The organism is Rhodococcus sp. P4_E4 (genome assembly GCF_056401575.1).
The window spans coordinates 19444-42861 of sequence record NZ_JBFUJB010000001.1 but is presented as its reverse complement, the minus strand read 5'-3'; the positions used below and the strand labels follow the sequence as shown (position 1 = coordinate 42861).

23 protein-coding genes are annotated in these 23418 nt (G+C 62.9%); 15 read left to right on the top strand and 8 right to left on the bottom strand.

Translation table 11 applies throughout. From position 1 onward, the window contains the following. Positions 1-94: 94 nt before the first annotated feature. From AC1DVN_RS00205 to AC1DVN_RS00195, 3 genes are all read left to right on the top strand, one after another. Positions 95-1549, top strand: coding sequence for an NCS2 family permease (locus tag AC1DVN_RS00205; RefSeq protein ID WP_020970489.1), 1455 nt, complete (start codon positions 95-97; stop codon positions 1547-1549). A gap of 65 nt (positions 1550-1614) precedes the next feature. Next, entirely contained in the window at positions 1615-2046 is a 432-nt protein-coding gene (locus AC1DVN_RS00200) for a MarR family winged helix-turn-helix transcriptional regulator (RefSeq protein ID WP_019744926.1), read from the top strand. Between the two features lie 128 nt (positions 2047-2174). Next, positions 2175-3482, top strand: coding sequence for an MFS transporter (locus AC1DVN_RS00195; RefSeq protein ID WP_007733487.1), 1308 nt, complete (start codon positions 2175-2177; stop codon positions 3480-3482). On the opposite strand, the gene AC1DVN_RS00190 is transcribed toward AC1DVN_RS00195, so the two are convergent. Then, positions 3466-4014, bottom strand: coding sequence for a hypothetical protein (locus AC1DVN_RS00190; protein ID WP_019744924.1), 549 nt, complete (start codon positions 4012-4014; stop codon positions 3466-3468). The genes AC1DVN_RS00195 and AC1DVN_RS00190 overlap by 17 nt on opposite strands. Before the next feature lie 70 nt (positions 4015-4084). On the opposite strand from AC1DVN_RS00190, the gene AC1DVN_RS00185 reads away from it, so the two are divergent. From AC1DVN_RS00185 to AC1DVN_RS00175, 3 genes are read left to right on the top strand one after another with little or no spacing between them, the layout of a single operon-like run. After that, complete coding sequence (locus AC1DVN_RS00185; RefSeq protein WP_029256019.1) at positions 4085-4675, top strand: TetR/AcrR family transcriptional regulator; 591 nt, start codon at positions 4085-4087, stop codon at positions 4673-4675. A 48-nt stretch (positions 4676-4723) separates the two neighbouring features. Continuing rightward, the gene (locus tag AC1DVN_RS00180; RefSeq protein ID WP_046379064.1) at positions 4724-5530 is read left to right on the top strand and encodes a TrmH family RNA methyltransferase; all 807 of its coding nucleotides are present in this window, start codon (positions 4724-4726) and stop codon (positions 5528-5530) included. Then, complete coding sequence (locus AC1DVN_RS00175) at positions 5527-5787, top strand: DUF2537 domain-containing protein (protein WP_019744921.1); 261 nt, start codon at positions 5527-5529, stop codon at positions 5785-5787. The genes AC1DVN_RS00180 and AC1DVN_RS00175 overlap by 4 nt, the downstream gene beginning before the upstream one ends. 20 nt (positions 5788-5807) lie before the next feature. Here AC1DVN_RS00175 and AC1DVN_RS00170 read toward each other — a convergent pair whose 3' ends face one another. The 4 genes from AC1DVN_RS00170 to AC1DVN_RS00155 all read right to left on the bottom strand — a co-directional run bounded on the left by AC1DVN_RS00170 (position 5808) and on the right by AC1DVN_RS00155 (position 10038). Further along, positions 5808-6593 (bottom strand): DUF6928 family protein, encoded by a 786-nt coding sequence (locus AC1DVN_RS00170; RefSeq protein WP_046379063.1) that lies wholly within the window; start codon positions 6591-6593, stop codon positions 5808-5810. A gap of 52 nt (positions 6594-6645) precedes the next feature. Then, on the bottom strand, positions 6646-7587 hold the full coding sequence (gene sepH / locus AC1DVN_RS00165) for a septation protein SepH (RefSeq protein WP_019744919.1): 942 nt from the start codon (positions 7585-7587) through the stop codon (positions 6646-6648). Between the two features lie 138 nt (positions 7588-7725). Further along, positions 7726-8847: a phosphoserine transaminase gene (gene serC / locus AC1DVN_RS00160; RefSeq protein ID WP_029536908.1), complete on the bottom strand. Its 1122-nt coding sequence runs from the start codon at positions 8845-8847 to the stop codon at positions 7726-7728. 63 nt (positions 8848-8910) lie between these two features. Next, on the bottom strand, positions 8911-10038 hold the full coding sequence (locus AC1DVN_RS00155) for a citrate synthase 2 (RefSeq protein ID WP_003940025.1): 1128 nt from the start codon (positions 10036-10038) through the stop codon (positions 8911-8913). Positions 10039-10283: 245 nt separating this feature from the next. Here AC1DVN_RS00155 and pdxH point away from each other — a divergent pair, with 245 nt between their 5' ends. The 5 genes from pdxH (at position 10284) to AC1DVN_RS00130 (ending at position 15369) form a co-directional block, all read left to right on the top strand. Further along, complete coding sequence (gene pdxH, locus AC1DVN_RS00150) at positions 10284-10997, top strand: pyridoxamine 5'-phosphate oxidase (protein ID WP_042952686.1); 714 nt, start codon at positions 10284-10286, stop codon at positions 10995-10997. Further along, entirely contained in the window at positions 10994-12259 is a 1266-nt protein-coding gene (locus tag AC1DVN_RS00145) for an MFS transporter (RefSeq protein WP_046379062.1), read from the top strand. Before pdxH ends, AC1DVN_RS00145 begins: the two co-directional genes overlap by 4 nt. A gap of 41 nt (positions 12260-12300) precedes the next feature. After that, positions 12301-13248, top strand: a complete 948-nt coding sequence (locus AC1DVN_RS00140) for an aldose 1-epimerase family protein (protein WP_046379061.1) — start codon at positions 12301-12303, stop codon at positions 13246-13248. A gap of 358 nt (positions 13249-13606) precedes the next feature. Continuing rightward, positions 13607-14905 carry a citrate synthase gene (locus AC1DVN_RS00135; protein ID WP_003940509.1) on the top strand — a complete coding sequence of 433 codons (1299 nt, stop codon included), beginning with the start codon at positions 13607-13609 and terminating at the stop codon, positions 14903-14905. Positions 14906-15006: 101 nt separating this feature from the next. Continuing rightward, on the top strand, positions 15007-15369 hold the full coding sequence (locus tag AC1DVN_RS00130; RefSeq protein WP_019744913.1) for an FKBP-type peptidyl-prolyl cis-trans isomerase: 363 nt from the start codon (positions 15007-15009) through the stop codon (positions 15367-15369). A gap of 92 nt (positions 15370-15461) precedes the next feature. On the opposite strand, the gene AC1DVN_RS00125 is transcribed toward AC1DVN_RS00130, so the two are convergent. Both AC1DVN_RS00125 and AC1DVN_RS00120 read right to left on the bottom strand, forming a co-directional pair. Beyond that, positions 15462-16223, bottom strand: a complete 762-nt coding sequence (locus tag AC1DVN_RS00125) for an ABC transporter permease (protein ID WP_046379060.1) — start codon at positions 16221-16223, stop codon at positions 15462-15464. Continuing rightward, positions 16220-17173: an ATP-binding cassette domain-containing protein gene (locus AC1DVN_RS00120; RefSeq protein ID WP_046379059.1), complete on the bottom strand. Its 954-nt coding sequence runs from the start codon at positions 17171-17173 to the stop codon at positions 16220-16222. The genes AC1DVN_RS00125 and AC1DVN_RS00120 overlap by 4 nt, the downstream gene beginning before the upstream one ends. A 93-nt stretch (positions 17174-17266) precedes the next feature. On the opposite strand from AC1DVN_RS00120, the gene AC1DVN_RS00115 reads away from it, so the two are divergent. After that, positions 17267-18070 carry a TetR/AcrR family transcriptional regulator gene (locus tag AC1DVN_RS00115; RefSeq protein ID WP_021345270.1) on the top strand — a complete coding sequence of 268 codons (804 nt, stop codon included), beginning with the start codon at positions 17267-17269 and terminating at the stop codon, positions 18068-18070. Here the strand turns inward: AC1DVN_RS00115 and AC1DVN_RS00110 are convergent. Beyond that, the gene (locus AC1DVN_RS00110; RefSeq protein ID WP_007733475.1) at positions 18005-18988 is read right to left on the bottom strand and encodes a sugar-binding transcriptional regulator; all 984 of its coding nucleotides are present in this window, start codon (positions 18986-18988) and stop codon (positions 18005-18007) included. The genes AC1DVN_RS00115 and AC1DVN_RS00110 overlap by 66 nt on opposite strands. Positions 18989-19227: 239 nt before the next feature. On the opposite strand from AC1DVN_RS00110, the gene AC1DVN_RS00105 reads away from it, so the two are divergent. The 3 genes from AC1DVN_RS00105 to AC1DVN_RS00095 all read left to right on the top strand — a co-directional run bounded on the left by AC1DVN_RS00105 (position 19228) and on the right by AC1DVN_RS00095 (position 23396). Continuing rightward, positions 19228-20058 (top strand): MIP/aquaporin family protein, encoded by an 831-nt coding sequence (locus AC1DVN_RS00105; protein WP_021345269.1) that lies wholly within the window; start codon positions 19228-19230, stop codon positions 20056-20058. Between the two features lie 65 nt (positions 20059-20123). Beyond that, on the top strand, positions 20124-21632 hold the full coding sequence (glpK, locus tag AC1DVN_RS00100; RefSeq protein ID WP_020970480.1) for a glycerol kinase GlpK: 1509 nt from the start codon (positions 20124-20126) through the stop codon (positions 21630-21632). A gap of 48 nt (positions 21633-21680) precedes the next feature. Further along, on the top strand, positions 21681-23396 hold the full coding sequence (locus AC1DVN_RS00095; protein WP_046379057.1) for a glycerol-3-phosphate dehydrogenase/oxidase: 1716 nt from the start codon (positions 21681-21683) through the stop codon (positions 23394-23396). The last annotated feature ends 22 nt before the right edge of the window (positions 23397-23418 follow it).

The window sequence follows — 23418 nt, the reverse complement described above, 5'->3', positions numbered from 1 at the left end:
CGCTACCCGTACCCCGGTGGCCTACTCTCCCTAGTGCGACCGGCTTCATGTGCGCCGGCACACGGCGACCTACAGCGATGGGGAAAGAACAAACATGGCGGCACCCGGCAAGATCCTCGACACCTATTTCAAGATCAGCGAACGAGGGTCGACGATCTCGACCGAGGTTCGCGGCGGTGTCGTCACCTTCGTGGCGATGGCCTACATCGTGGTCCTCAACCCCCTGATCCTCGGCAGTTTCTCGGCTGACGACGCTGCAGCGAAGACCGACGTTCTCGGCAACATCCTTCCGGTCAACCAGGTGGCTGCGGTCACCGCTCTGGTTGCCGGCCTGATGAGCATCGTCTTCGGTCTCGTTGCCAACTATCCGTTTGCCATCGCCGCGGGTCTCGGCATCAACAGCCTGCTCGCCGTCACCATCGCACCTCAGGTCACCTGGCCCGAGGCGATGGGACTGGTGGTCATCGACGGTGTGATCATCGTTCTGTTGGCACTCACCGGTTTCCGAACTGCGGTGTTCAATGCGATTCCCTCGGCATTGAAGTCCGCGATCGCGGCCGGTATCGGCATGTTCATCGCCTTCATCGGGCTGGTCGACGCCGGATTCGTCCGCCGCATCCCCGACGCCGCCGGTACGACGGTTCCCGTCGGACTCGGAATCAACGGCTCGATCGCTTCGTGGCCGACCGTGGTGTTCATCTTCGGTGTCCTGCTCATGGGTGTTCTGGTTGTGCGCAAGGTTCGTGGTGGACTGCTGATCGGCATCGTCGTCACGACGATCCTCGCCGCGATCATCGAGGCAGTTGCCGATGTCGGACCCTCGCTCGGAACCAACCCCAAGGGCTGGAACCTCAGCATCCCCGCGATCCCGGAGATGCTCGGTGGTATGCCTGATCTGAGCCTGGTCGGCGACGTCAGCATCTTCGGCGCGTTCACCCGCATCGGTGTTCTGGCCGCCAGCCTGCTTGTCTTCACCCTCGTGCTCGCGAATTTCTTCGACGCCATGGGCACGATGACGGGTCTCGGTAAGGAAGCCGGCCTGACCGACAAGGACGGAAACCTCCCCAACGTCGGTCGCGCGCTTGTCGTCGAAGGCGCGGGCGCGATCGTGGGCGGTGGCGCTTCGGCGTCGTCGAACACCGTGTTCGTGGAATCCGCGTCGGGTATCGCGGAAGGCGCCCGCACGGGCCTGGCAAATGTCGTGACCGGACTGCTCTTCCTCGTCGCGATGTTCCTGACGCCGCTCTACTCCGTCGTGCCGATCGAGGCAGCTGCGCCTGCCCTCGTCGTCGTCGGTGCGCTGATGATCGGACAGGTCCGAGACATCGATTTCACCAAGTTCTCGGTGGCTCTCCCGGCGTTCCTGACCATGATCGTCATGCCGTTCACCTACTCGATCGCCAACGGCATCGGTGTCGGCTTCATTTCATGGGTGGTCCTGCACGCTGCCAGCGGTGGTATCAAGAAGATCCACCCGTTGCTCTGGATCGTGGCGGCACTTTTTGTGGCCTACTTCACTGTCGGACCCATTACCGACGCCCTTACGTGAAATCAGGGTTGACCGGTATTCGATTACGTGAGCTACCGGCCAGCTCTTGACGTATTGTCTGACGCGTGACCACCGAAACTCGTGCGCTGGCCAGCGATCTTTCCCTGGCTGTAGTGCGTCTCACCAGGCATCTGCGCGGCCGCAGAGTCGACGCTCAGGTATCGCTGACGCAACTGTCCGCTTTGGCGAGCTTGGATCAGTACGGCCCGATGACCCCTGGCGTACTCGCAGCACGTGAGAAAGTTCAGCCGCCGTCGATGACGCGCGTTGTTGCTTCTCTCGCCGAGCTCGGTCTGGTCGAGCGCTCGCCGCATCCCACGGACGGTCGTCAGATCATCGTCAATCTCTCCGACGCCGGGCAGGCGTTGCTCGCGGACGAGACCCATGCGCGTGAGGCGTGGATGAACGAGCAGCTGGCCGGGCTGGGTGGCGAAGAACTCGCGACGCTGCGCGGTGCCGTCGGGATCATCACGGAGATGGTCAACAAGACGGAGTAGTTCCGCGAGTTAGAAGTCGTGTAGCTCAGCTACTGAGACGTCGCGTAGCTCCGCTACGTAGAGGTCGTTGCCCAAACGAATTACTCGAGGGGCAAGATGGTGGAGTGCCCCGAGACCCCGATTCCGGCATGTTTGCCGCGCTCCACAACCGCAACTACCGCCTTTGGGCTTCCGGACAGATTGTTTCTCTGGTCGGCACGTGGATGCAACGTATCGCCCAGGACTGGCTGGTACTGACGCTCTCGGACGGCAACGCGTTGGCGGTGGGCATCGTCATGGCCTTGCAGTTCGGTCCGACGCTGTTTCTGTCGGTGTGGGGTGGGGTGCTGGCCGATCGGTACGACAAGCGTCGGATCCTGATCTTCACGCAGTGGGCGAGTGCGGTATGCGCACTGGTGTTGGGTCTGTTGGACGTCGGTGGGCTCGTCGCGTTGTGGCACGTCTTCCTGATCGCCTTTGCCCTCGGCTGTGTCTCGGCGCTCGACGCACCGGTGCGTCAGTCGTTCACTATCGAAATGGTGGGCAAGGAGCACCTGTCCAACGCCATCGCGCTCAACTCGATGACGTTCAACACGGCCCGCATCGTCGGTCCGGCCATCTCGGGTGTTTTGATCAACCTGATCGGAACTGGATGGGTGTTCCTGCTCAACGTCGCGACGTTCGGTGGGGTCCTCATCGCGCTGTACCTGATGAACAAGAAGGAGCTGATCCCGTCCGAACCGGCGCCGCGTACCAAGGGGCAGGTGCGCGACGGGTTCCGATATGTGTGGGGTCGCAAGGACCTTCGGGTGATCATGGTGTCCGTCTTCATGGTCTCGACGTTCGGCCTGAACTTCGCGATCAGCCTGGCGGTGATGGCGCGCAACACGTTCGGCCTCGAGGCCGACGGTTACGGACTGCTGTCCACGACGCTTGCTGTGGGAACCCTTGCAGGCGCTGCGTATGCCGCAAGGCGCAAGGAAGCGCCGCGGTTGCGGACGTTCCTCGGTGCCGCCGTGGCTTTCGGCGTGTTCGAGGTCGCGGTGGGATTGATGCCTACCTACGCGTTGGTGGCGCTGATGTTGATCCCCACGGGCGCACTGACGTTGACGTTCACGACGTCCGCGATGAACATCCTGCAGATGTCGGTCCCCTCCGAGATGCGCGGGCGGGTGATGGGCATCTACATGCTCAGCTTCCTCGGTGGCACACCGCTGGGAAGCCCGCTGCTTGGTTGGCTCGCCGACTCCGTGGATCCCCGTGCGCCCCTGATCGTGGGCGGAGTGATCTCGCTCGTCTCAGGCACAGTGGCCGGGGTGTACCTGCTACGTAGCGAAGGGCTGAAACTTCGTCTTGCGAGGCCGGAAGACGGTGGAAGGTTGCCGGTGTTCGTCCTGCGTCCGGTGATCGTGTGCGACGCGACCGAACAGGCAGTCGAGGCTAGCCGCGCGCCGTGACCTTCTCGCGCTTGGGAAACACCGTGTAGCTCAGGGCGATTGCTCCCCAGATTCCCAGCACCACTGTCAGCTTGCTGATCCATCCGTCGAGGGCACCCGTACGTGCGGGGTCGTCGACGAGGAAGATGGCCGCGCCGAGAAGTCCGCACGCGATGGCCCAGGCGATCGCGGCTTTGCCGAACTCGCGCCATTCGCGCAGTGCTCGCGCACTCCCGTACTTGGGTGGCGCGACGGGAGCCGGGCCGCCGGCGAATCGGTAGGCGAACCTGGCGTCGGCCCAGGAGATGAGACTGTGCCCGAACGCAACGGAGAAGCCGATGTAGGCCGCAGCAAGCCCGTGGGTGAAGTTCGCCTCGCCGCCGCCCCGAAGATCGAGGGCTGTGGCGACGAGCAGGACGACGTCGACCAGGGGTGCGCAGATGAGCAGTGCGGCACCCAGCGTCTTGCGGCGCAGCAGATAGCGGGCGGCGAGACCGGCGGCGATGAACACCCAGAACATGATTTCGCACGCGATGATCAGATGGACGATCATGACATCAGCTCATTTCTAGTACGACTGTGTTAGTGATCGAAAACTAGCACAACTGTGTTAGCTTTGTGAAGTGGTGAAACGAAGCAGCCCCGATGAGCGACGGGAAGAGATCGCCGAGGCTGTCTGGCGTGTGATCCGTCGCGATGGTGTGGCGAGCGCGAGCGTCCGGGCCGTCGCGGACGAGGCGAAGATGTCGACGGGGTCGCTAAGGCACTTCTTCGCGACGCAGTCCGAACTCTTGCTGTTCGCGATGACGCTCGTGACCGTCCGAGTGGAGAAGAGAATCGCCGGCATCGACTTCGATCCCGACATCCGCCGCGCGATCCGCCAGTTCACCGATCAGTTCGTTCCCCTCGACGAAGATCGGCGTGAAGAAATGCAGGTCTGGGAGGCGTTTGCTGCTGCCGCCCAGACCGATTCGACGTTGACGGCAGTGCGTGACGAGACGGACCGGACGCTGTTCGAGCACTATCGAACATTTGTCGAGGCCGTACATGATGCAGGATTCCTGCAGCCGGACGCTTCGGTCGACATCGAGGCGATGAGGTTGCATGCGCTCGCCGACGGGCTCGCGTCGCACGGCGTCGACAATCCCGAGCGAACCAATCCGCAGGTGATCAGCCAGGTGCTCGACGCGCATTTCGCTACGCTGCTGCGCTAGGTCGGGAGTAGTGACGGGGGCCCGCGGTGCGTACGGCACGATAGACCCGTGGTTCACGTCATCGACATCTCAGATCCCGCCGACCCCCGGTTGGATGACTTTCGCGATCTCAACTCCTCGGATCGGCGCCCCGACCTGCCGGAGGGCAAGGGACTGGTCATCGCCGAAGGAGTGTTCGTCACTCAGCGACTGCTGACGTCGCGGTTCCAGCCGATCAGTCTTCTCGGCGTCGAACGACGGCTCCTGGAGCTCGCTGACGATCTCGACGGTGTGGACGTGCCGTTCTACCGTACGAGCGTCGAAGTGATGGCCGAGGTCGTCGGATTCCACCTGAACCGTGGCGTCCTCGCTGCAGCAGCGCGCCCGGCACCACTCGCGGTCTCGGACGTGCTGAAGGACGCAAAGACCGTCGTGGTCCTCGAAGGCGTCAACGATCACGAGAACCTCGGCTCGATGTTCCGCAACGCTGCAGGGCTCGGCGTCGACGCCGTTCTGTTCGGGAAGGGTTGTGCTGACCCGCTGTACCGGCGGTCGGTCCGTGTGTCGATGGGGCACGTGCTGCGAGTGCCCTTCGCGCATGTGGCAAAGTGGCCACATGACTTGGATGAGCTGCGTGGCAACGGTTTTCAGCTCATATCCTTGACTCCGAATCCGGAAGCGGTCACTTTGGCCGATGCGATGACCGGGGAGAAGGTGGCGCTACTGCTGGGCGCCGAGGGGCCAGGTCTGACCGAACATGCGATGCGGGCCACCGACATTCGTGCCAAGATACCGATGGCACCTGGTACCGATTCGCTCAACGTCGCGACCGCAGCGGCGATGGCCTTCTACGAACGTGTCAGGACCGGCCGGTGACTCTGGACCGCACGCCCTGGTTCACCGGAATCGCGGTGTCGGTATTCGCCGCGATGCTCTCGACCAGCGCCGTCGCGGCGTTCTGCGTCGCGCTCGGCAACGTGAACGTGCTCCTGGCGGTTGTCGTCAATATCATTGCGGTAGGCGGACTTGCGCCGACCGTCTGGCGCTGGCGAGCCGTCCCCGTGTGGCGATGGGTGGTCTACGGCGCGGTAGTCGGCGTTCCGCTCGGGTGGATCGCAGCGATAGCCGCGTGACTGTGTGATGCTTGTTCGCGCTACTTGAACCCGAAGTACCGGGCGAGGCGACCGCGCGGCTTGGCCACGGGTGCGTCGTGGATCGGCGGCATGTTTTCGGGCATGGGTATCTCTGTCGGCGCCTGCTCGGGTACCGGTACGGGAGCTGGGGGCGCAGGTTTGGGTGCCTCGCCGGGGCGGTGAATCTTGAAGCCCCACAGGAGAATCTGCGTTGTGTCGAGTTCGTGTTCTCGCGGCGCGCCGGTGTATCGGAATCCCAGCCACTCGAGGTTGGCGGACTCCGCGAACTGCTGCGGGTGGAACGGAAGTGACTGCGGATCGGGCAGGATCCCGGGCGGGTAACGCAGGGGATGGTTGCCGGCCCAGAATTCCAGTTCCCACGTCTGCGGGATCCCCAGATTTTCGACGATGTCGATCGGGATGGCACTGAACGAGCGTCGTAGCTCGCCGTTCTCCCACAGTGCAAACGAACCCTGCGCGGTTTCGGGGACGGAGCTGATCAACAGCGTCGAGCCACCCTCGGCCGAAAGGTGCCAGGACTCAGGCAGTTTCGAGGGGACAAATGTGCTGAGTTCGGAACTGCAGACGACGCTCACTCGGCCGTACGCGCCGACGAAGACGTAGCCGGGGCTCACCGTCGCGGCCATCGACAGCGGCTGAGGACCGAGAGACTCGAACTCCTTGTCCGGGTACAGCGACATGGCGATTTTCAGCGCCTCGGTCTGATCCGGCTGTGGGTACTTGCTCAATTCGGTGCGAGCGTCTGCGCCGCCCAGAAACCAGATCGTCGATACCCGTGCAGCCACCGGCAGCCCTCTCTCCTCAGCCTCGCTCGAAAGAAGAATACTTTCCTTCGGGTCAGCGACCGCTGCTGCGGACCCCGAGGAGTACGTCGTCCCACGAGGGAAGAGCAGGCCGTCCGCGCTTGTCCTTGGTCTGCGTCTGCTGCGGAGCGGTTTTCGGGGTCACGTCCGGTGCAGGCTCGGGAACCTCTTCGTCGACGACTGTTTCCGGCTCGACAGCAATCGGCTCGGGCGCCACGATTCGTTCCGCCACCACCGTTCGCTCGGAAGCTGCTGTCCGCTCGGAAACTGCTGTTCGCTCGGAAACTGCTGCGGGCTCCGGCTCGATCTCCGCCACCGGTTCGACGTCGAATCGGGACAGTTCAAGCTGCTGCGGCTCGTTCGAAACCACCGGTACCAGGCCGCGGAGCGGGCGACCGAAGTCGGGATCGATCAAGTCGAATGCCGCGTCGTCGAGTGCGACGATCGTTCCGCCGTGCGCGTCGGGCTGGTAGCGCCAGTGTGCGGCGTTGGTGGTGCGGCCGGCCTGCCACTGCAACTGCGCGACCCACTGATTGTCCTCGTCGCGCCAGGCATCCCAGGTGGCCTCGTCGATGCTGTGGCCGCGGGCGCGGAATGCGTGGGTCACGATTTCGGAGAGGGTGGGAACCGTCGGGCCGTTGTCGCGTACCGGGTGTCCGCCCTGCGCCATTTCCGCGGCGCGGGAACGCTCGAGCAGAACGGGGTACGCAAAGCGCTCGACCTTGCTGATGGGGATCTTCGCTTCTTCGGCGACCTGCTCTACGGAAGCACCGGAACGAATGCGCGCCTGAATTTCGCGGGGACGGAGTTGGCTTTCCATTTCGATCTCAATCTGGCCGAGTCGAGCCACGTCTCCGCGGGAAGCTGCACGAAGTTTGTCATCGGCGGGAAGCCGGAATTTCTGGCCGGTTTCAGCATCTGCGCACACCACATGCGATCCATCGGGTTCAAGTCCGATCACTCGAAGCTCTCGCACATTGACCTCCTTATCGCGCCGGCTCGCGACTTTGCGCCGCGCTCAACTGTAATTCATTCGTGACCATGGACTCGGCAGGACACGCAGGGCGAGATGACCACATCATGTCGGGGGCCGAGCGGTGAAGCAGTATGAAAATCAGCCGAGCTGAGAAACGACCCAGTCGATGCTCTTGGTGAGAGCGGTGACGTCATCGGGGTCGATGGCCGGGAACATGCCGACGCGCAGCTGGTTGCGGCCGAGCTTGCGGTACGGCTCGGTATCGACGATTCCGTTGGCGCGCAGGATCTTTGCCACCTCGGCAGCGTCGACGTCGTCCTTGAAGTCGATGGTGCCGACAACCTGCGAGCGGTGTGCCGGATCAGCGACGAACGGCGTTGCGAACTCGCTGGCCTCGGCCCAGTTGTACAGGCGCGAGGACGAATCCGCGGTGCGTGCGGTGGTCCAGTCGAGGCCGCCGTTGCTGTTCATCCACTCGATCTGGTTGGCGAAGAGCAGGAGGGTGGCCAGGGCCGGGGTGTTGTACGTCTGATCCTTGGAGCTGTTGTCCACGGCGATGGGCAGTGAGAGGAAGTCAGGAGTCCAGCGTCCCGAATCCTTGATCTCCGCGACGCGCTCGAGGGCGGCCGGGCTCATCAGCGCGATCCACAGTCCGCCGTCTGCGGCGAAGCACTTCTGCGGAGCGAAGTAGTAGACGTCGGAATCGGCGACGTTGACCGGAAGTCCACCGGCGCCCGAGGTGGCGTCGATGGCGATCAGTGCGTTCTCCGAACCCGCGGGGCGCGAGACGGGGATCGACACACCGGTGGAGGTCTCGTTGTGCGCCCAGCCGATGAGATCGACGGACGGGTCGGAGACCGGCACCGGTGCGCTGCCCGGATCGGCGGAAACGACGATCGGGTCACCGATGAACGGGTTGGCCTTGGCGACCGAAGCGAACTTGGAGCTGAATTCGCCGTTGGTCAGGTGCAGCGACTTCTCGCGGATGAGGCCGAATGCGGCCGCATCCCAGAACGCAGTGGTTCCGCCGTTGCCGAGGACGACCTCGTAGCCCTCGGGCAGTGAGAACAGATCGGCGAGGCCGGAACGAATGCTGGCCACAACGTTCTTGACCGGCTTCTGGCGATGGCTGGTGCCGAACACCGAAGCGCCCACCTCGACCAGGGACTGCAGCTGCTCGGGGCGAACCTTGGAAGGACCGCAGCCGAAGCGTCCGTCGGCGGGCTTGAGGTCGGCGGGGATGATCGGTGTGGAGGTCATCGCTTCTTTCTGTTCCTTCACTTGTGTTCTGTACTACCGTGATTGGCGAATTCGAGCGGGGTACTACGCGTGGCTGATCTGGTCCCAGCCCTCGACCGACTCCGGAGTACGGGGCGCCGGGCCGGTGTAGATGGCGGCCGGGCGTACCAGTTTACCGAGACGCTTCTGCTCGAGGATGTGTGCACACCAGCCGGCGGTGCGGCCACAGGTGAACATGGCAGGCATCATGTGCGCGGGAACCTCGGCGAAGTCGAGGATGACGGCGGCCCAGAACTCGACGTTGGTCTCGATCGCGCGATCGGGACGACGCTCACGCAGTTCTGCCAGTGCAGCCTGCTCGAGAGCTGCGGCAGCTTCGTAGCGGGGAGCGTTGAGGCGCTTCGCGGTAGCGCGGAGCACGCGTGCACGGGGATCTTCGGCGCGGTAGACGCGGTGTCCGAAGCCCATGAGCTTTTCCTTGCGGTCGAGGATTCCCTTGACCAGTGCGCGGGCGTCGCCGGTCTTCTCGGTCTCTTCGATCATCGGAAGAACGCGGGCCGGTGCGCCGCCGTGCAGCGGGCCGGACATCGCGCCGATGGCGCCGGAAAGCGAGGCAGCGACGTCGGCGCCGGTGGAGGCGATGACGCGGGCCGTGAAGGTGGAGGCGTTCATGCCGTGCTCGGCTGCCGAGACCCAGTACGCGTCGATTGCCTCGACGTGTGCCGGATCGGGCTCACCCTTCCAGCGAACCATGAAGCGCTCGGTGACCGTCTTGGCCTCGTCGATGCGGCTCTGGGGGACTGCAGGCTGGTAGATGCCGCGAGCGGACTGCGCGACGTACGACAGTGCCATGACGGATGCGCGGGCGAGCTGGTCGCGGGCGGTCTCGTCATCGATGTCGAGGAGCGGCTGGTATCCCCAGATGGGAGCCAGCATCGCCAGTCCGGCCTGGACGTCGACACGGACGTCGCCGGTGTGAATGGGGAGGGGGAAGGGCTCGGCCGGCGGGAGGCCGGGGCCGAAGCGGCCGTCGACGAGAAGGGCCCATACGTTGCCGAAGGTGACCCTCTGGCCGACCAGGTCTTCGATGTCGACTCCGCGGTAGCGCAGTGCGCCGCCGTCCTTGTCGGGTTCTGCGATATCGCTGGTGAAGGCGACGACGCCTTCGAGTCCGCTCACAAAATCGTCCGGTATTGCTGCGCTCGCTGCCATTCTCGTGGACTCTCCTCGTTCGAGTGCGCCAGGTCTACAGTCGCACTGCCTCAGCTTCAGTGACTGCGCCTCGGTGCTCGCAGGGATGAGCACGCACCGTGTTTTGTACTGCGCAATCGTCTCGTCCCGATTCGGTTGCTGTCGCTGGTGCGGCTCGCGGTCCGGGTCGGGTCTAGCCACGGCAAACTTTAGCGCGTGCCGCGTAGCCGTTGGCCAGTGAGTACCCGGGAGTAGCGTTCTCGGCTGTGTCGAATGAACGTCAGGACCCGCAGGCGGTGGACAACGAACTCGCGGCCATGCGTGTGGGCTATCCGCAAGCAGGCAGCGAATCGGAGTCCGTCGAGGACCGCATGAGTGCGGAATTGGATACCTCGGTCGTCGAGACCGGTTGGCTGCCCCTCATGCGTCAATGGCTCGTGGACGCCGTCGAAGCTGACGCGCCGGAGCCCAACGCCATGACTCTGTCGACGGTGGACGACGGTGGCCGTCCGGCGTCGCGGACCGTGCTTTGCAAAGGGCTCAGCGAAGACGGTGTCCTCTTCTTCACCAACTACGGATCCGACAAGGCTCGTCACCTCGACGCGCACCCGTACGCGTCGGCCAACTTCACGTGGCTGACCCTTGCCAGGCAGGTGATCGTCCGCGGCACCACCGAGCGCGTGAGTGCTCAACTGACGCAGGATTATTGGCGAACCAGGCCTCGTGGATCGCAGCTCGGCGCGTGGGCGTCGTCGCAGTCTCGTCCGATCGACTCGCGTGCCGATCTCGACGAGCAACTGCGTGAGGTCGCCGCGCGATTCGGCGTGGACGGTGAGATTCCGGTGCCACCGAACTGGGGCGGGATTCTGATTCGGCCCGAGTCCGTCGAGTTCTGGCAAGGACGCGCCAACCGCATGCACAATCGAGTTCGCACGAGCCTGGTCGACGGACAGTGGTCCGCCGTCCGTCTCCAGCCGTGAGCCGGTTACTCGCGGACACGACTCCGCTCGAGAATCGCGACTATCGACGGCTGTGGACGGCCGGCATCGTCACCGTCATCGGCGCTCAGCTCAGTGTGGTCGCCGTACCGCAACAGGTGTACGAGATCACCCGAAGCTCGGCCTACGTCGGTCTGACGGGAATCTTCGGTCTGGTCCCGCTGGTCGTTTTCGGTCTGTGGGGCGGCGCACTGGCCGACGTCATGGATCGACGACGGCTGTTGATGATCACCTCGGTCGGACTCGGTGTCACGTCGGTGCTGTTCTGGATCCAGGCTGCTCTGAACGTGAACAACGTGTGGTTGGTGCTCGGATTGTTCTCGGTTCAACAGGCGTTCTTCGCGGTGAACCAACCGACGCGAGCGGCGATCATCCCTCGGTTGATCCCGGGCAGGCAGTTACCTGCCGCGAACTCGCTGAACATGACTGTCGTGCAGTTCGGTGCGATAGCCGGCCCGCTACTGGCGGGTGTCCTCATACCGTCGGCCGGTCTGCAACTGCTGTACCTGCTCGACTCGATCTTTCTGATCGCCACGTTGTGGGCAGTGTGGAAGCTCCCGGCGATTCCGCCGACCGGCACGTCTCGGCGGGCCGGGCTCAGCGAGGTTCTGGGCGGTTTCACGTATCTCGCGACGCAGAAGGTTCTGCTCGCGTCGTTCGTGGTGGACATCATCGCGATGGTGTTCGGGATGTCGCGAGCACTGTTCCCGGAGATCGCACACGAATCCTTCGGTGACCCCGCCAGCGGCGGTTTTGCGCTCGGACTGCTGTTCGCGGCGATGTCGGTGGGAGCCGTTCTGGGCGGAGTGTTCTCGGGTTGGTTGCCACGGGTTCAGTACCAGGGGCGGGCCGTGCTGGTCTGCATCGCACTGTGGGGGCTGTCCATGGTCGGCTTCGGAGTAGCGGTGTACTTCGCGAGTCCCGGTTCCAGTGTGATTCTGCTCTGGGTGGCGGTTGCGTTCCTGGCATTCGGCGGCGCCGTCGACATGGTCTCGGCCGCATTCCGCAGCACGATGCTTCAGCAAGTGGCAACCGACGACATGCGCGGACGACTGCAGGGCGTGTTCATCGTGGTCGTGGCTGGTGGTCCGCGTATCGGTGACGTCCTGCACGGCGGTGCGGCCTTCCTGTTCGGGACCGGTGTCGCGGCAGCGGGCGGCGGCTTCCTGGTGATTGTCGGTGTTGTCCTTTCTGCCCTCGCATTTCCGGCGTTCGTTCGCTACAAGGTGGGACGCGCCGTCTGACGTCCTGGTTAACCGGTCGCTCGTGGTGGAAACTGGTACGTATGACTGCGCCGCACAGCACGGGTAGGGGAGGGTTCGAGATCCGTGGTGGCGGCTATCGAGCCGAGATCGCCGCGGCCGGTGCCGGGTTGCGGCTTCTCGACCACGAAGGACCGAACGGTCAGCGCGCGCTGACCGAGACCTGGGCACTCGGATCGAAGCCGCCGCTGTCGGCCGGATTGGTTCTCGCGCCGTGGCCCAACCGAATTCGCGACGGGCACTTCATGTTCGACGGGATCGAGCATCAACTCGAGATCACCGAACCTGCGCTGGGGAACGCGAGCCACGGGTTCGTCCGTCGTCGCAATTGGAGCCTCGTGGACCACACCTACGAGCGCGTCGAACTGTCGGTGGACGTCGGACTGCACAAGGGTTGGCCGTATCCGTTGCAGCTGACGATCGCCTATGAGGTCGGTGCCGACGGGTTGACCGTCACGCATACGGCCACGAACAAGGGTGCGACCTCGTCTCCGTTCGGGCTCGGAATGCACACCTTCATTCGCGCCGGCGACTTTCCGCTCGACGAATGTGCACTGCATCTGGCCGCAGGCACGCGGTTGCCGATCGATCCGGCGAGGATGCTGCCGAACGCGTATTCGCAGGCAGTCGCCGGTACGGATTACGACTTCCGGACACCGAGACCGCTCGACGGGGTTCAGTTGGACACGCCGTACAGCGCATTGGACGTCGTCGACGGCAGTGGTCGGACGCAACATGAGCTGCTGGCTCCGGATGGAACGGGCACTGCCCTGTGGACCAACCGCGAGTTCCCGTGGATTCAGGCCTTCATCGCAGATCCCGCCAACGACAAGGGGTATCCCGATCGCGGCCGCGCATTGGCTTTGGAACCGATGACCTGCCCGCCTGACGCCTTCAATTCGGGCATCGACCTCCTGGTGCTTCACCCGGGTCAGACGTGGACGGGTAGCTGGGGCATCAAGGCTCTGTGATCCGGCTCTCATACCGTGGGATCGTGTAACGCCGAGTAGGCATCAGGCGATAACGATCGGTTTTCGGTACCTCGTGTCAGTGCTCCGGACGGTCCGACATTGGTCCCATTCTCGGATAGCTGCCGAGATTTGCAGATCAGTGTGGGTAAATGCGCGATTCCGTAGACTGGAGTACCGGTCATGCGAGTGGGAAAACCCAGCCTGGAACGTGTTTCAGTTTCGGTGGGTATGTCGGGTTCGTGAGTACCCGAAAAATAGCCGTGGAGCGACCCTCCTTCGGCACGATCTCTCCCGTGCGACTAGTTTCTAGTTGATCGCATGTAGTTACTCGTTGGTTCGAGCTTGAGAGGGATCCTTCGTGCCCGCTGACAATGACACAAAGCCCACGCTTACTTACCCCGGTGGTGAGTACACGATGTCCATTGCCAGGGCAACAGAGGGCAATGACGGCATCGAGCTGGGAAAGCTGCTGGCCACAACGGGGTACACCACCCTTGACCCCGGTTTTGTGAACACTGCATCCACCAGTTCTGCAATCACATACATCGACGGTGAGAAGGGAATCCTGCGTTACCGCGGATATCCCATCGAGCAGTTGGCAGGTAAGTCGACGTTCATCGAGGTCAGCTACCTGCTGATCTACGGCGAACTGCCGACCGACGCCCAGCTCGAGTCCTTCACGGACCGCATTCGTCGACACACCCTGCTCCACGAGGACCTCAAGCGGTTCTTCGACGGATTCCCGCGCAACGCTCACCCGATGCCGGTTCTCTCGTCCGCAGTGAACGCACTGTCGGCGTACTACCAGGATTCGCTCGATCCCGAGGATCCGGAGCAGGTGGAACTGTCCACCATCCGTCTTCTTGCGAAGCTGCCGACCATCGCTGCGTACGCGTACAAGAAGTCCGTCGGACAGCCGTTCCTGTACCCGGACAACTCGTTGAACCTGGTCGAGAACTTCATGCGTATGACGTTCGGCTTCCCGGCCGAGCCGTACCAGGGTGATCCCGAGGTCGCCAAGGCACTCGACATGCTGCTGATCCTGCACGCGGACCACGAGCAGAACTGCTCCACGTCGACCGTGCGCATGGTCGGCTCGTCGGACGCCAACCTGTTCACCTCCGTCTCTGCCGGCATCAACGCACTGTGGGGCCCGCTGCACGGTGGCGCGAACCAGGCAGTGCTCGAGATGCTCGACGAGATCAAGGCCAGCGGCAGCACCGCAGCCGAGTTCGTCCGCAAGGTCAAGAACAAGGAAGACGGCGTGAAGCTCATGGGCTTCGGGCACCGCGTCTACCGCAACTACGATCCGCGCGCTGCGCTGGTCCGCGAAACCGCGCACACCATCCTCGCCAAGCTCGGCGGCGACGACGAACTGCTCAACATCGCAATGCAACTCGAAGAGGCCGCCCTCACGGACGACTACTTCATCGAGCGCAAGCTCTACCCGAACGTCGACTTCTACACCGGCCTCATCTACCGCGCGATGGGTTTCCCGCCGCGCATGTTCACGGTGCTGTTCGCCATGGGCCGTCTGCCCGGTTGGATTGCGCACTGGCGTGAAATGCACGAGGATCCGGCTACGAAGATCGGCCGCCCGCGCCAGATCTACACCGGCTACACCGAGCGTGACTACAGAGACATCACGTCCCGCTGACGCGTGACCTAGCGACATCACGTCCCGCTGACGCGTGACCTAGCGATATCACCACCCGCTAGTCTTCTGTACCCAACATTTCGCCTCAACGAGGAGGACCCATGAGTAGCAAGCCCGTAATCGAGTTCCAGGAAGGCCCCGCGCCGACCGATCTGGTCATCAAGGATCTGGTTGTCGGAGAAGGCGCCGAAGCCGTTCCCGGTGGCACCGTCGACGTTCACTACGTCGGTGTCGAGTTCGAGTCCGGTGAAGAGTTCGACTCTTCCTGGAGCCGTGGCGAGTCCATTCAGTTCCCGCTTCGTGGCCTGATCAAGGGTTGGCAGGACGGCATCCCGGGCATGAAGGTCGGCGGACGTCGCCAGCTCACCATTCCGCCGGAGCTGGCATACGGCCCCGCCGGTGCAGGGCACCAGCTTTCCGGCAAGACCTTGGTCTTCGTGATCGACCTGCTGGAAGCCAAGTAATTCACTGTGCGCCTTTATTAACCCCCCGCGGTTAATAAAGGCGCACAGCACAAGCAGCCCCGCACCGTCAGGTGTGGGGCTTTCTGGTGTGGTCAGCTCGCGGTCTTTCGTCGGTAGAGCCAGTTCGACCACACGAATCCCGCGGCGGCGATGCCCAGGCACCACGCGAGGGCGATGGCCGCGCTGTTCCCGATCGGCGTGCCCATCAGGAGTCCGCGCACCGTCTCGATGATCGGGGTTACCGGTTGGTGCCGGGCAAATCCCTGCAGCCAGGACGGCATGGTCTCAGCCGGTACGAAAGCAGTGCTGACGTCGGGCAGGAACATGATGGCGAAGGTGAATCCGCTTGCAGCCTCCGGGTTCTTGGCCAAGAGCCCCAAAGCTGTCGAGAGGTACGACATGGCAAAGACGAAGGCGACGATCACAGCGGCGACGCCGAGCCAGCGCAACGGATCGCTTGTCGGGCGAAATCCCATGATCAGCGCAACGACGACCACGATCGCCGTAGTCAGGACGTTGCGGACGACGCTGGCCATTACATGACCGGTCAGGACCGACGACGGAGAGATCGCCAGGGTCCGGAAACGGTCGATGACCCCGTCCTTCATGTCGCTCGAGACGCTGACCGCGGTGGTCGAGGCACCGAATCCGGCGCACAGAAGGATGATTCCTGGCACGACGTAGTCGATGTACTCGCTACCGGTGTTGATGGCGCCGCCGAAGACGTAGACGAACAGCAGCATGAGCATGACCGGAAGGGCTATCGCGGTGATCATCGAATCCGGACTGCGCAGAACGTGTTTGAGATTCCGGCGGAGCATCACCGCGGAATCGATTGCAATGGTGGAGGTCATCGAACGCTCGCAATCTCGGGTTGGCCTGATCCGGTGAGCGCGAAGAACACGTCGTCCAGATCCGGAGTGTGAACGGAGAACTTCTCGACGGTGATCGACGGATCGTCGATCGAGTCGAGGATGGCTTTGATCGACGGAACCGCCCCGTCGGAAGGGATGTGCAGGGTCAAGGTCTCGGTATTCGAATGCGCCTGCGGCAGTGATGCCGCGGCGAGTTCGAGTTGGGCCAGGTTCTCGAATTGCAGAGCGACGTGGCCGCCGGGAACAAGGCGTTTGAGTTCGTCCGGTGTTCCCTCGGCGACGAGGCGACCGCCGCTCAGCACGCCGACTGTATCGGCCAATTCGTCTGCCTCGTCGAGGTATTGGGTGGTGAGGAAGATGGTGACGCCTGACGCTGTGAGTCCTCGAACGATCGACCACATTTCGTGGCGGCTCCGCGGGTCCAGGCCGGTGGTGGGTTCGTCGAGAAAGACGACGTCCGGTCGGGCGACGAGGCTCATTGCGATGTCGAGTCGTCTGAGCATGCCGCCCGAGTAGTCGCCGGCGCGTTTGTCGCCGAAGTCCGTCAAATCGAACTGGTCGAGCAATTCCTCGGCACGGCGACGGGAGTTCTTCCGGCCCAGGTGATTCAGTTCGCCCAGTAGGGTCAGGTTCTCGAATCCGGTCAGCAAGGTGTCGACGGCCGCGTACTGCCCCGTCACGCTGATGCGCCGCCGAATGTTCCGTGGATCTCCGGGCAGTGAATGCCCCGCGACCGTGACCTCGCCTCCGTCGAAGGGGATGAGGGTGGTGAGAATTCTTACGGCCGTGGTCTTTCCGGCGCCGTTCGCGCCGAGGAGTGCGTACACCGATCCGGCCGGGACCGACAGGTCGAGTCCACCCAGTACCTGTTGATCGCCGTAGCGCTTACGGAGTCCGCGGACCGAGATTGCGGGGATCGTTCCTGACATCGAGACCTCCAAGTAAGAACTGTGTATATCATAAACTCGTGTTTATAGCGTACACAGTTCTAGGATGATGGCAAGAGTGAAGAGTGGGAGCTTATGGATCGCGGAGCGCTACCGAGAGCAGTTGAACTGGCCTGGGGACTGGACCAGCCGGGAACGCGGGGTCCCAAGAAGGGGCTCAGTCTCGAGCAAATTCTCGACACCGCGATCGAGTTGGCCGACGCGGAAGGTGTCACGGCTCTGTCGATGGGCCGCGTGGCCAAAGCGCTCGGGTTCACGACCATGTCGCTCTACCGCTACGTGGCAAGCAAAGACGAACTGATCGAGCTGATTTCGGATCGGGTGATCGGGCCACCGCCGGTGATTCCCGACGGCGTTACCTGGCGCGTCAAGCTCGAGGCGTGGGCGAATCAGGAGTACGCCACGATGCTGAGTCGACCGTGGTGGCTCAAGCTGCCCATCACGGCTCCACCGACCGGGCCCAACAACATGGCGTGGCTCGACGCGGGTCTGAGCGCCCTCGACGGTGTCGCCCTGAGTGCCGCGTCGAAGTTCCAGGTGGTGACCAACGTGTCGTTGTTCGTCATCGGCCGCGCCCGATTCTCGGCCGACCTGGCTACTCGTTCAGCGCAGTCGGCAGATGACGACGTCGCATACGGTGCTCTCATTGCTCGTGTCATCAATCGGGAGGAATTCCCCCACCTGAGTGCCGCAATCGAGGAGGGCGGCTTCGAGGACGGCAGCCCGGAGGGTGAGGCCGCCGGCGACGATGCCTTCGATTTCAGTTTCTCGCTTGGTTTACTGCTCGACGGAATCGAGAAGCTGGTGCAGCGGTCAGGACACCAGCGCGGTGGCACTGACGTCGTCGATGATCAGGTCGGTGATCAGCCCGCCCCGTAGTGCACCCTCCAGTGCGGGCAGTTTTGCTGTTCCGGCGACGATGCACACGCGCCTGGCGACCTTCTCGAAAAGGTCCAGTCGTGGGCCGCTCGCGCGCTCGTTGAGTTCGATTCCGCGGTAGCTTCCGTCTGACCGGAAGAACACGGTTGCGATGTCGCCGACTACTCCGTCGCGTCGAAGTGCTTCTGCTTCATCGGGTTCGAGGTATCCGGCGGTGTAGACGTGACTCGGGACGTTGCCGCCCGGTACGCCGATGCTGAAGACTGCCAGGTCCATTCGCTTTTGCATGTCCAGTACGCGTTTGATACTTCGTTCGCGCCACAACTGCTCCCGGGTCTCCGGGTAGTCGAAGAATGCGGGGACCGGAAATCCTTGGGGGAGAGCGCCGTAGGCATCGGCGATGGTTCTGATGATGTCGCTGGCGTACGAGATTCCGGTGGTGCGAGTGTTCGCTGCGCCGTTGAGTTGCACGACGTACGAGTTGTACGTGCGTTTGGGGGCAAGGTGCTTGCTGACTTCACTGAGAGTGGTTCCCCAGGCGATCCCCATCACCATGTCGCTGTCGAAGAACGACGCGAGCAGGCGTCCGGCAAAGGTTGCGACCTTCTCGAGTCGCTCGAGATCGCCCACCAGTTCCGGCACCGTCACCACGTGGGCACGCACTCCGTATCGTTCCGAGAACTCGCGTTCGATGCGAGGAGCCTGGCCGTGCGGGGTGCTGATCTTGATCTCGACGAGGCCTGAGGTGCGCGCGTAGGTGATCAATCGGGAGACGGTGGATCGGGACACCCCCATGTCGCGGCCGATGGCAGCCATGGTCTGGTCCTGGAAGTAATAGAGGCGTGCGGCCTGAACGGCGTCGGCGATGCGAGGGTCCGCCGGATCGGAGGTAGCGGAGTCGGAAGTGGGAGTTTCCATGGGTTCGTCCTGTCTGCACGTACGTGCAAGAGCACTGAACCGAATCTTATCCGAGTCGGACCAGGTTGAGCCGCTCGATCACGCAAAGTCCCAGAAGTGTGTCGGTTACCCGCGTTACGGTGCGCAAATGACGCATTTGCACATATGTGCACGAGCTATGTGTGAATGTGCAATGGGCTTTACGCTACGGGTGCAGCAATCCAAACTATGACATGCATCACAACGAAGTGAGGGTGGGGATGGAGAAAGCCAAGCGATTGGGGCTTCCAGGCGAGTTGGCAGCCGAGTTCGCCGGAACGATGATCTTGATCTTGTTCGGCGTCGGAGTTGTGGCGCAGGTTGTGTCCGGCGGGAGCGGTGGGGGTCTCGGCGGACACGACAGTATTGCGTGGGCCTGGGGACTCGGCGTCATGTTCGGCATCTATGTCGCAGGCCGGGTGACGGGTGCTCATCTGAACCCCGCAGTGACCTTCGCCTTCGCGATCTTCCGGGGATTCTCCTGGCGCAAGGTGCTGCCGTACACCCTGGCGCAGACCGCTGGAGCCTTTGTCGCCGCGTTGATAGTCCGGTGGAATTACAACGACATGCTCAATGCGATCGATCCCGGACACACAACCGCCACCCAGACGATCTTCTCGACGATGCCCGGAAACGGAACGCTTCCGGTCAGTCTCGGCTCGGCTCTGATCGATCAGATCATCGGCACCGCCATCCTGTTGTTCCTCATCGTTGCAGTCACCGATTCTCGTGGAACTCCGCCGCTCGCGAATCTCGCGCCGTTTGTCGTCGGATTGATCGTGGTGGGAATCGGATTCGCCTGGGCGACCAACGCGGGGTACGCCATCAACCCGGCGCGCGACTTCGGGCCACGACTGGCGTCCTTCATCACCGGCTACGGCAGCGCCTGGCGAGATCAGTACGGGAGCTTGTATTTCTGGGTGCCCATCGTGGGACCCCTGATCGGCGCTCCGATCGGAGTGTTTCTCTACGACAAGCTGGTTGGAAGATTCCTGCCTGACGACGAGTCGGCGGAGGAAGCGACCGAAGAGCCGGCGTCGATACCGGCGTGACCGCGAAACATTATCTCTGACAGTCAATCTCTCGTACTTTCTTTCGATACCAAAGGGGTAGCACGATGACGCAGTTCGTAGCCGCGATAGACCAGGGAACCACCTCCACACGTTGCATGATCTTCGATCACAGTGGGCACGTAGTCGCTGTCGAACAGCACGAGCACACACAGATCTTTCCGCAGGCAGGCTGGGTCGAACACGATCCGATCGAAATTTGGGACAACGTCCGCAACGTCACCGCGGGCGCTTTGGCAAACGCAGACCTGACCGCGGCCGATATCGCGTCCGTCGGCATCACCAATCAGCGTGAGACAGCGGTGGTGTGGGAACGCGCCACCGGAAAACCCGTCTACAACGCAATTGTCTGGCAGGACACACGCACCGATCGAATCTGTACTGCACTCGCCGGCGAGGACGGGCCGAAGAAGTACACCGAAGTCACCGGATTGCCGTTGGCCACGTACTTCTCGGGTCCCAAGGTCAAGTGGATTCTCGACAACGTCGAGGGTGCGCGTGAGAAGGCCGACGCAGGAGAGTTGTGCTTCGGCACGATGGACACCTGGGTGCTGTGGAACATGACCGGCGGCGTCGACGGCGGAGTCCACGCAACCGACCCCACCAATGCGTCGCGCACCCTGTTGATGGATCTCGACACTCTCGCTTGGGATTCGGCGATCTGCGCCGACATGGGCATCCCCGAATCGATGCTCCCCGAGATTCGCAGCTCGTCCGAAACCTTCGGATTCGTACGCGAACGCGGAACGTTGTCCGGCGTCCCGATCGCCGGAATCCTCGGCGATCAGCAAGCAGCGACTTTCGGTCAGGCCTGCCTCTCACCCGGAGAAGCGAAGAACACCTACGGAACCGGCAACTTCGTGCTCCTCAACACCGGCACCGAAAAGGTGATGAGCAAGAACGGTTTGTTGACTACGGTCTGTTACAAGATCGGTGAGCAGCCAACGGTTTACGCGCTGGAAGGATCGATCGCCGTGACCGGTTCGCTGGTCCAGTGGCTTCGGGACAACCTCGGCATGATCGACAACGCGGCCGACATCGAGGTCAACGCGCGCTCTGTGGACGACAACGGTGGCGCGTACTTCGTGCCTGCGTTCTCGGGTCTGTTCGCACCGCACTGGCGCGCGGATGCCCGCGGTGCCATCGTCGGTCTGACCCGGTTCGTGAACAAGGGGCACCTTGCCCGGGCGGTACTCGAAGCGACTGCGTACCAGAGCCGTGAGGTGATCGAGGCGATGAACCTCGACTCGGGTGTCGACTTGAAGGTACTCAAGGTCGACGGCGGAATGGTCGCGAACGAACTCCTCATGCAATTCCAGGCCGATCTGCTCGACGTCGAGGTGATCCGCCCTGTCGTTGCGGAGACCACGGCATTGGGCGCTGCGTACGCCGCTGGTCTCGCGGTCGGGTACTGGGAGAGCGAGGACGACATTCGCAGCAACTGGGCGAAGGACAAGAGCTGGACGCCGTCGATGGATTCGGCCGAGCGTGAGCGGCTGTACGCAGGCTGGCAGAAAGCCGTCACTCGGACACTCGACTGGGTCGACGCAGACTGATAGCGGCGCCCGAATTTCTACCTATTTTCAAGTGAAGGAACCCTTTTCATGAGCACAGCACAAGCATTGAGTCCGTCCTCGCGGGCGGAGTCGCTGAAGAAGTTGGAAGAAACCGAACTCGACGTCCTGGTCATCGGCGGTGGCGTGGTCGGCGCGGGTAGCGCGCTCGATGCCGCAACTCGTGGTCTGAAGGTGGGCTTGGTGGAGGCTCGCGACTTCGCGTCCGGAACCTCGAGCAGGTCCAGCAAGTTGTTCCACGGCGGACTGCGTTACCTGGAGCAGTTCAATTTTGCGCTCGTGTTCGAGGCACTCCGTGAGCGTTCGCTGGTTCTGAACTCGCTGTGCCCGCATCTCGCGAAGCCGGTGCCGTTCATCTACCCGCTCGAGAAGTTGATCGACCGGCCGTACGTCGGTCTGGGCATCGGCGTCTACGACGTGATGGGCGCAGGCCGCGGGGTTCCCTCACACCACAAGCATGTGGGAAAGAAGAAGACTCTCGAGTCGTTCCCTTCCGGAAAGCGCTCTGCTATCAGGGGTTCGGTCAAGTTCTACGAGGGCCAGGTAGATGACGCGCGCCACACGATGATGCTGGCGCGCACAGCAGCCGAATACGGCGCACTGTGCGTCAACAGCACCCGCGTAATCGGTTTTCTCCGTGAGGAGGACCGCGTTGTCGGAGTGAAGGCAGTGGATCTGGAAACGGGTCGCGCGTTCGAGATCCGTGCTCGTCAGGTCATCAACGCCGCCGGGGTCTGGACCGACGAGATCCAGGAAATGGTCGGTGGGCGAGGGCAATTCCAGGTTCGCGCTTCGAAAGGTGTGCACCTGGTCGTCCCGCGAAACCGCATCAACTCCTCTACCGGAATCATCACGCGGACCGAGAAGAGTCTGCTGTTCGTGATCCCGTGGGGAAGCCACTGGATCATCGGTACGACGGACACCGACTGGAACCTCGACCTCGCGCATCCGGCAGCGAGCCGAAGCGATATCGACTACATCCTCGGACATGTCAACAAGCTGCTCCAGGACGAGTTGACGCACGAGGACGTTGTTGGTGTGTACGCGGGACTGCGTCCGTTGTTGTTCGGCGAATCGGACTCGACCAGCACTCTCTCGCGTGAGCACGCGGTGTCGAGTCCGGTTCGAGGGTTGACGGTGGTCGCCGGTGGCAAGTACACGACCTACCGCGTGATGGCCAAGGACGCAGTCGATTCCGCGGTACACGGACTCGAACAGAAGGTGCCGAAGTCCTGCACCGAGCGTATCCAGCTGGTGGGTGCCGACGGCTATTTTGCCGCACACAACAATCGGCATCTCACCGCTGAGCGCACCGGGCTCCACGTTTCGACCATCGAGCACCTACTCGGGCGGTACGGAACTTTGGCTGACGAGTTGTTCGAACTCATCGAGGCGAGGCCTGAACTGGGGCAGCCGTTGGACTCCGCCCCTGAGTACCTCAAGGCGGAGATTCACTACGCCGCGAGTCACGAGGGTGCGCAGCATCTCGACGACATCCTCACCCGTCGTACCCGCATCTCCATCGAGGTGACCGACCGCGGCGACGCGGCAGCCGCGGAAGTAGCCGAACTGGTTGCACCGGTGCTGGGTTGGACTCCCGAGCACATTGCCGAGGAGATCGAACACTACCGGTTGCGTGTTGTAGCCGAGCGGGAATCGCAGGAGCAGCCCGATGACCTGACCGCTGATGCGGCGCGCCTTGGTGCACCGGACGTTCGCACCGGAGTCACTGTCGGACAGGTTTGAACCTGAGACACCACTGATCGGC

Bases quoted from the DNA above. Each gene is read 5' to 3' on its own strand.
- AC1DVN_RS00195 (WP_007733487.1), top strand. From the start codon at position 2,175: ATGTTTGCCGCGCTCCACAACCGCAACTACCGCCTTTGGGCTTCCGGA.
- AC1DVN_RS00120 (WP_046379059.1), bottom strand. From the start codon at position 17,173: ATGTCAGGAACGATCCCCGCAATCTCGGTCCGCGGACTCCGTAAGCGC.
- AC1DVN_RS00115 (WP_021345270.1), top strand. From the start codon at position 17,267: ATGGATCGCGGAGCGCTACCGAGAGCAGTTGAACTGGCCTGGGGACTG.
- AC1DVN_RS00110 (WP_007733475.1), bottom strand. From the start codon at position 18,988: ATGGAAACTCCCACTTCCGACTCCGCTACCTCCGATCCGGCGGACCCT.
- AC1DVN_RS00140 (WP_046379061.1), top strand. From the start codon at position 12,301: ATGACTGCGCCGCACAGCACGGGTAGGGGAGGGTTCGAGATCCGTGGT.
- AC1DVN_RS00095 (WP_046379057.1), top strand. From the start codon at position 21,681: ATGAGCACAGCACAAGCATTGAGTCCGTCCTCGCGGGCGGAGTCGCTG.
- AC1DVN_RS00190 (WP_019744924.1), bottom strand. From the start codon at position 4,014: ATGATCGTCCATCTGATCATCGCGTGCGAAATCATGTTCTGGGTGTTC.
- AC1DVN_RS00130 (WP_019744913.1), top strand. From the start codon at position 15,007: ATGAGTAGCAAGCCCGTAATCGAGTTCCAGGAAGGCCCCGCGCCGACC.
- AC1DVN_RS00105 (WP_021345269.1), top strand. From the start codon at position 19,228: ATGGAGAAAGCCAAGCGATTGGGGCTTCCAGGCGAGTTGGCAGCCGAG.
- serC (WP_029536908.1), bottom strand. From the start codon at position 8,847: ATGACCTCCACACCGATCATCCCCGCCGACCTCAAGCCCGCCGACGGA.
- AC1DVN_RS00125 (WP_046379060.1), bottom strand. From the start codon at position 16,223: ATGACCTCCACCATTGCAATCGATTCCGCGGTGATGCTCCGCCGGAAT.
- glpK (WP_020970480.1), top strand. From the start codon at position 20,124: ATGACGCAGTTCGTAGCCGCGATAGACCAGGGAACCACCTCCACACGT.
- AC1DVN_RS00205 (WP_020970489.1), top strand. From the start codon at position 95: ATGGCGGCACCCGGCAAGATCCTCGACACCTATTTCAAGATCAGCGAA.
- AC1DVN_RS00155 (WP_003940025.1), bottom strand. From the start codon at position 10,038: ATGGCAGCGAGCGCAGCAATACCGGACGATTTTGTGAGCGGACTCGAA.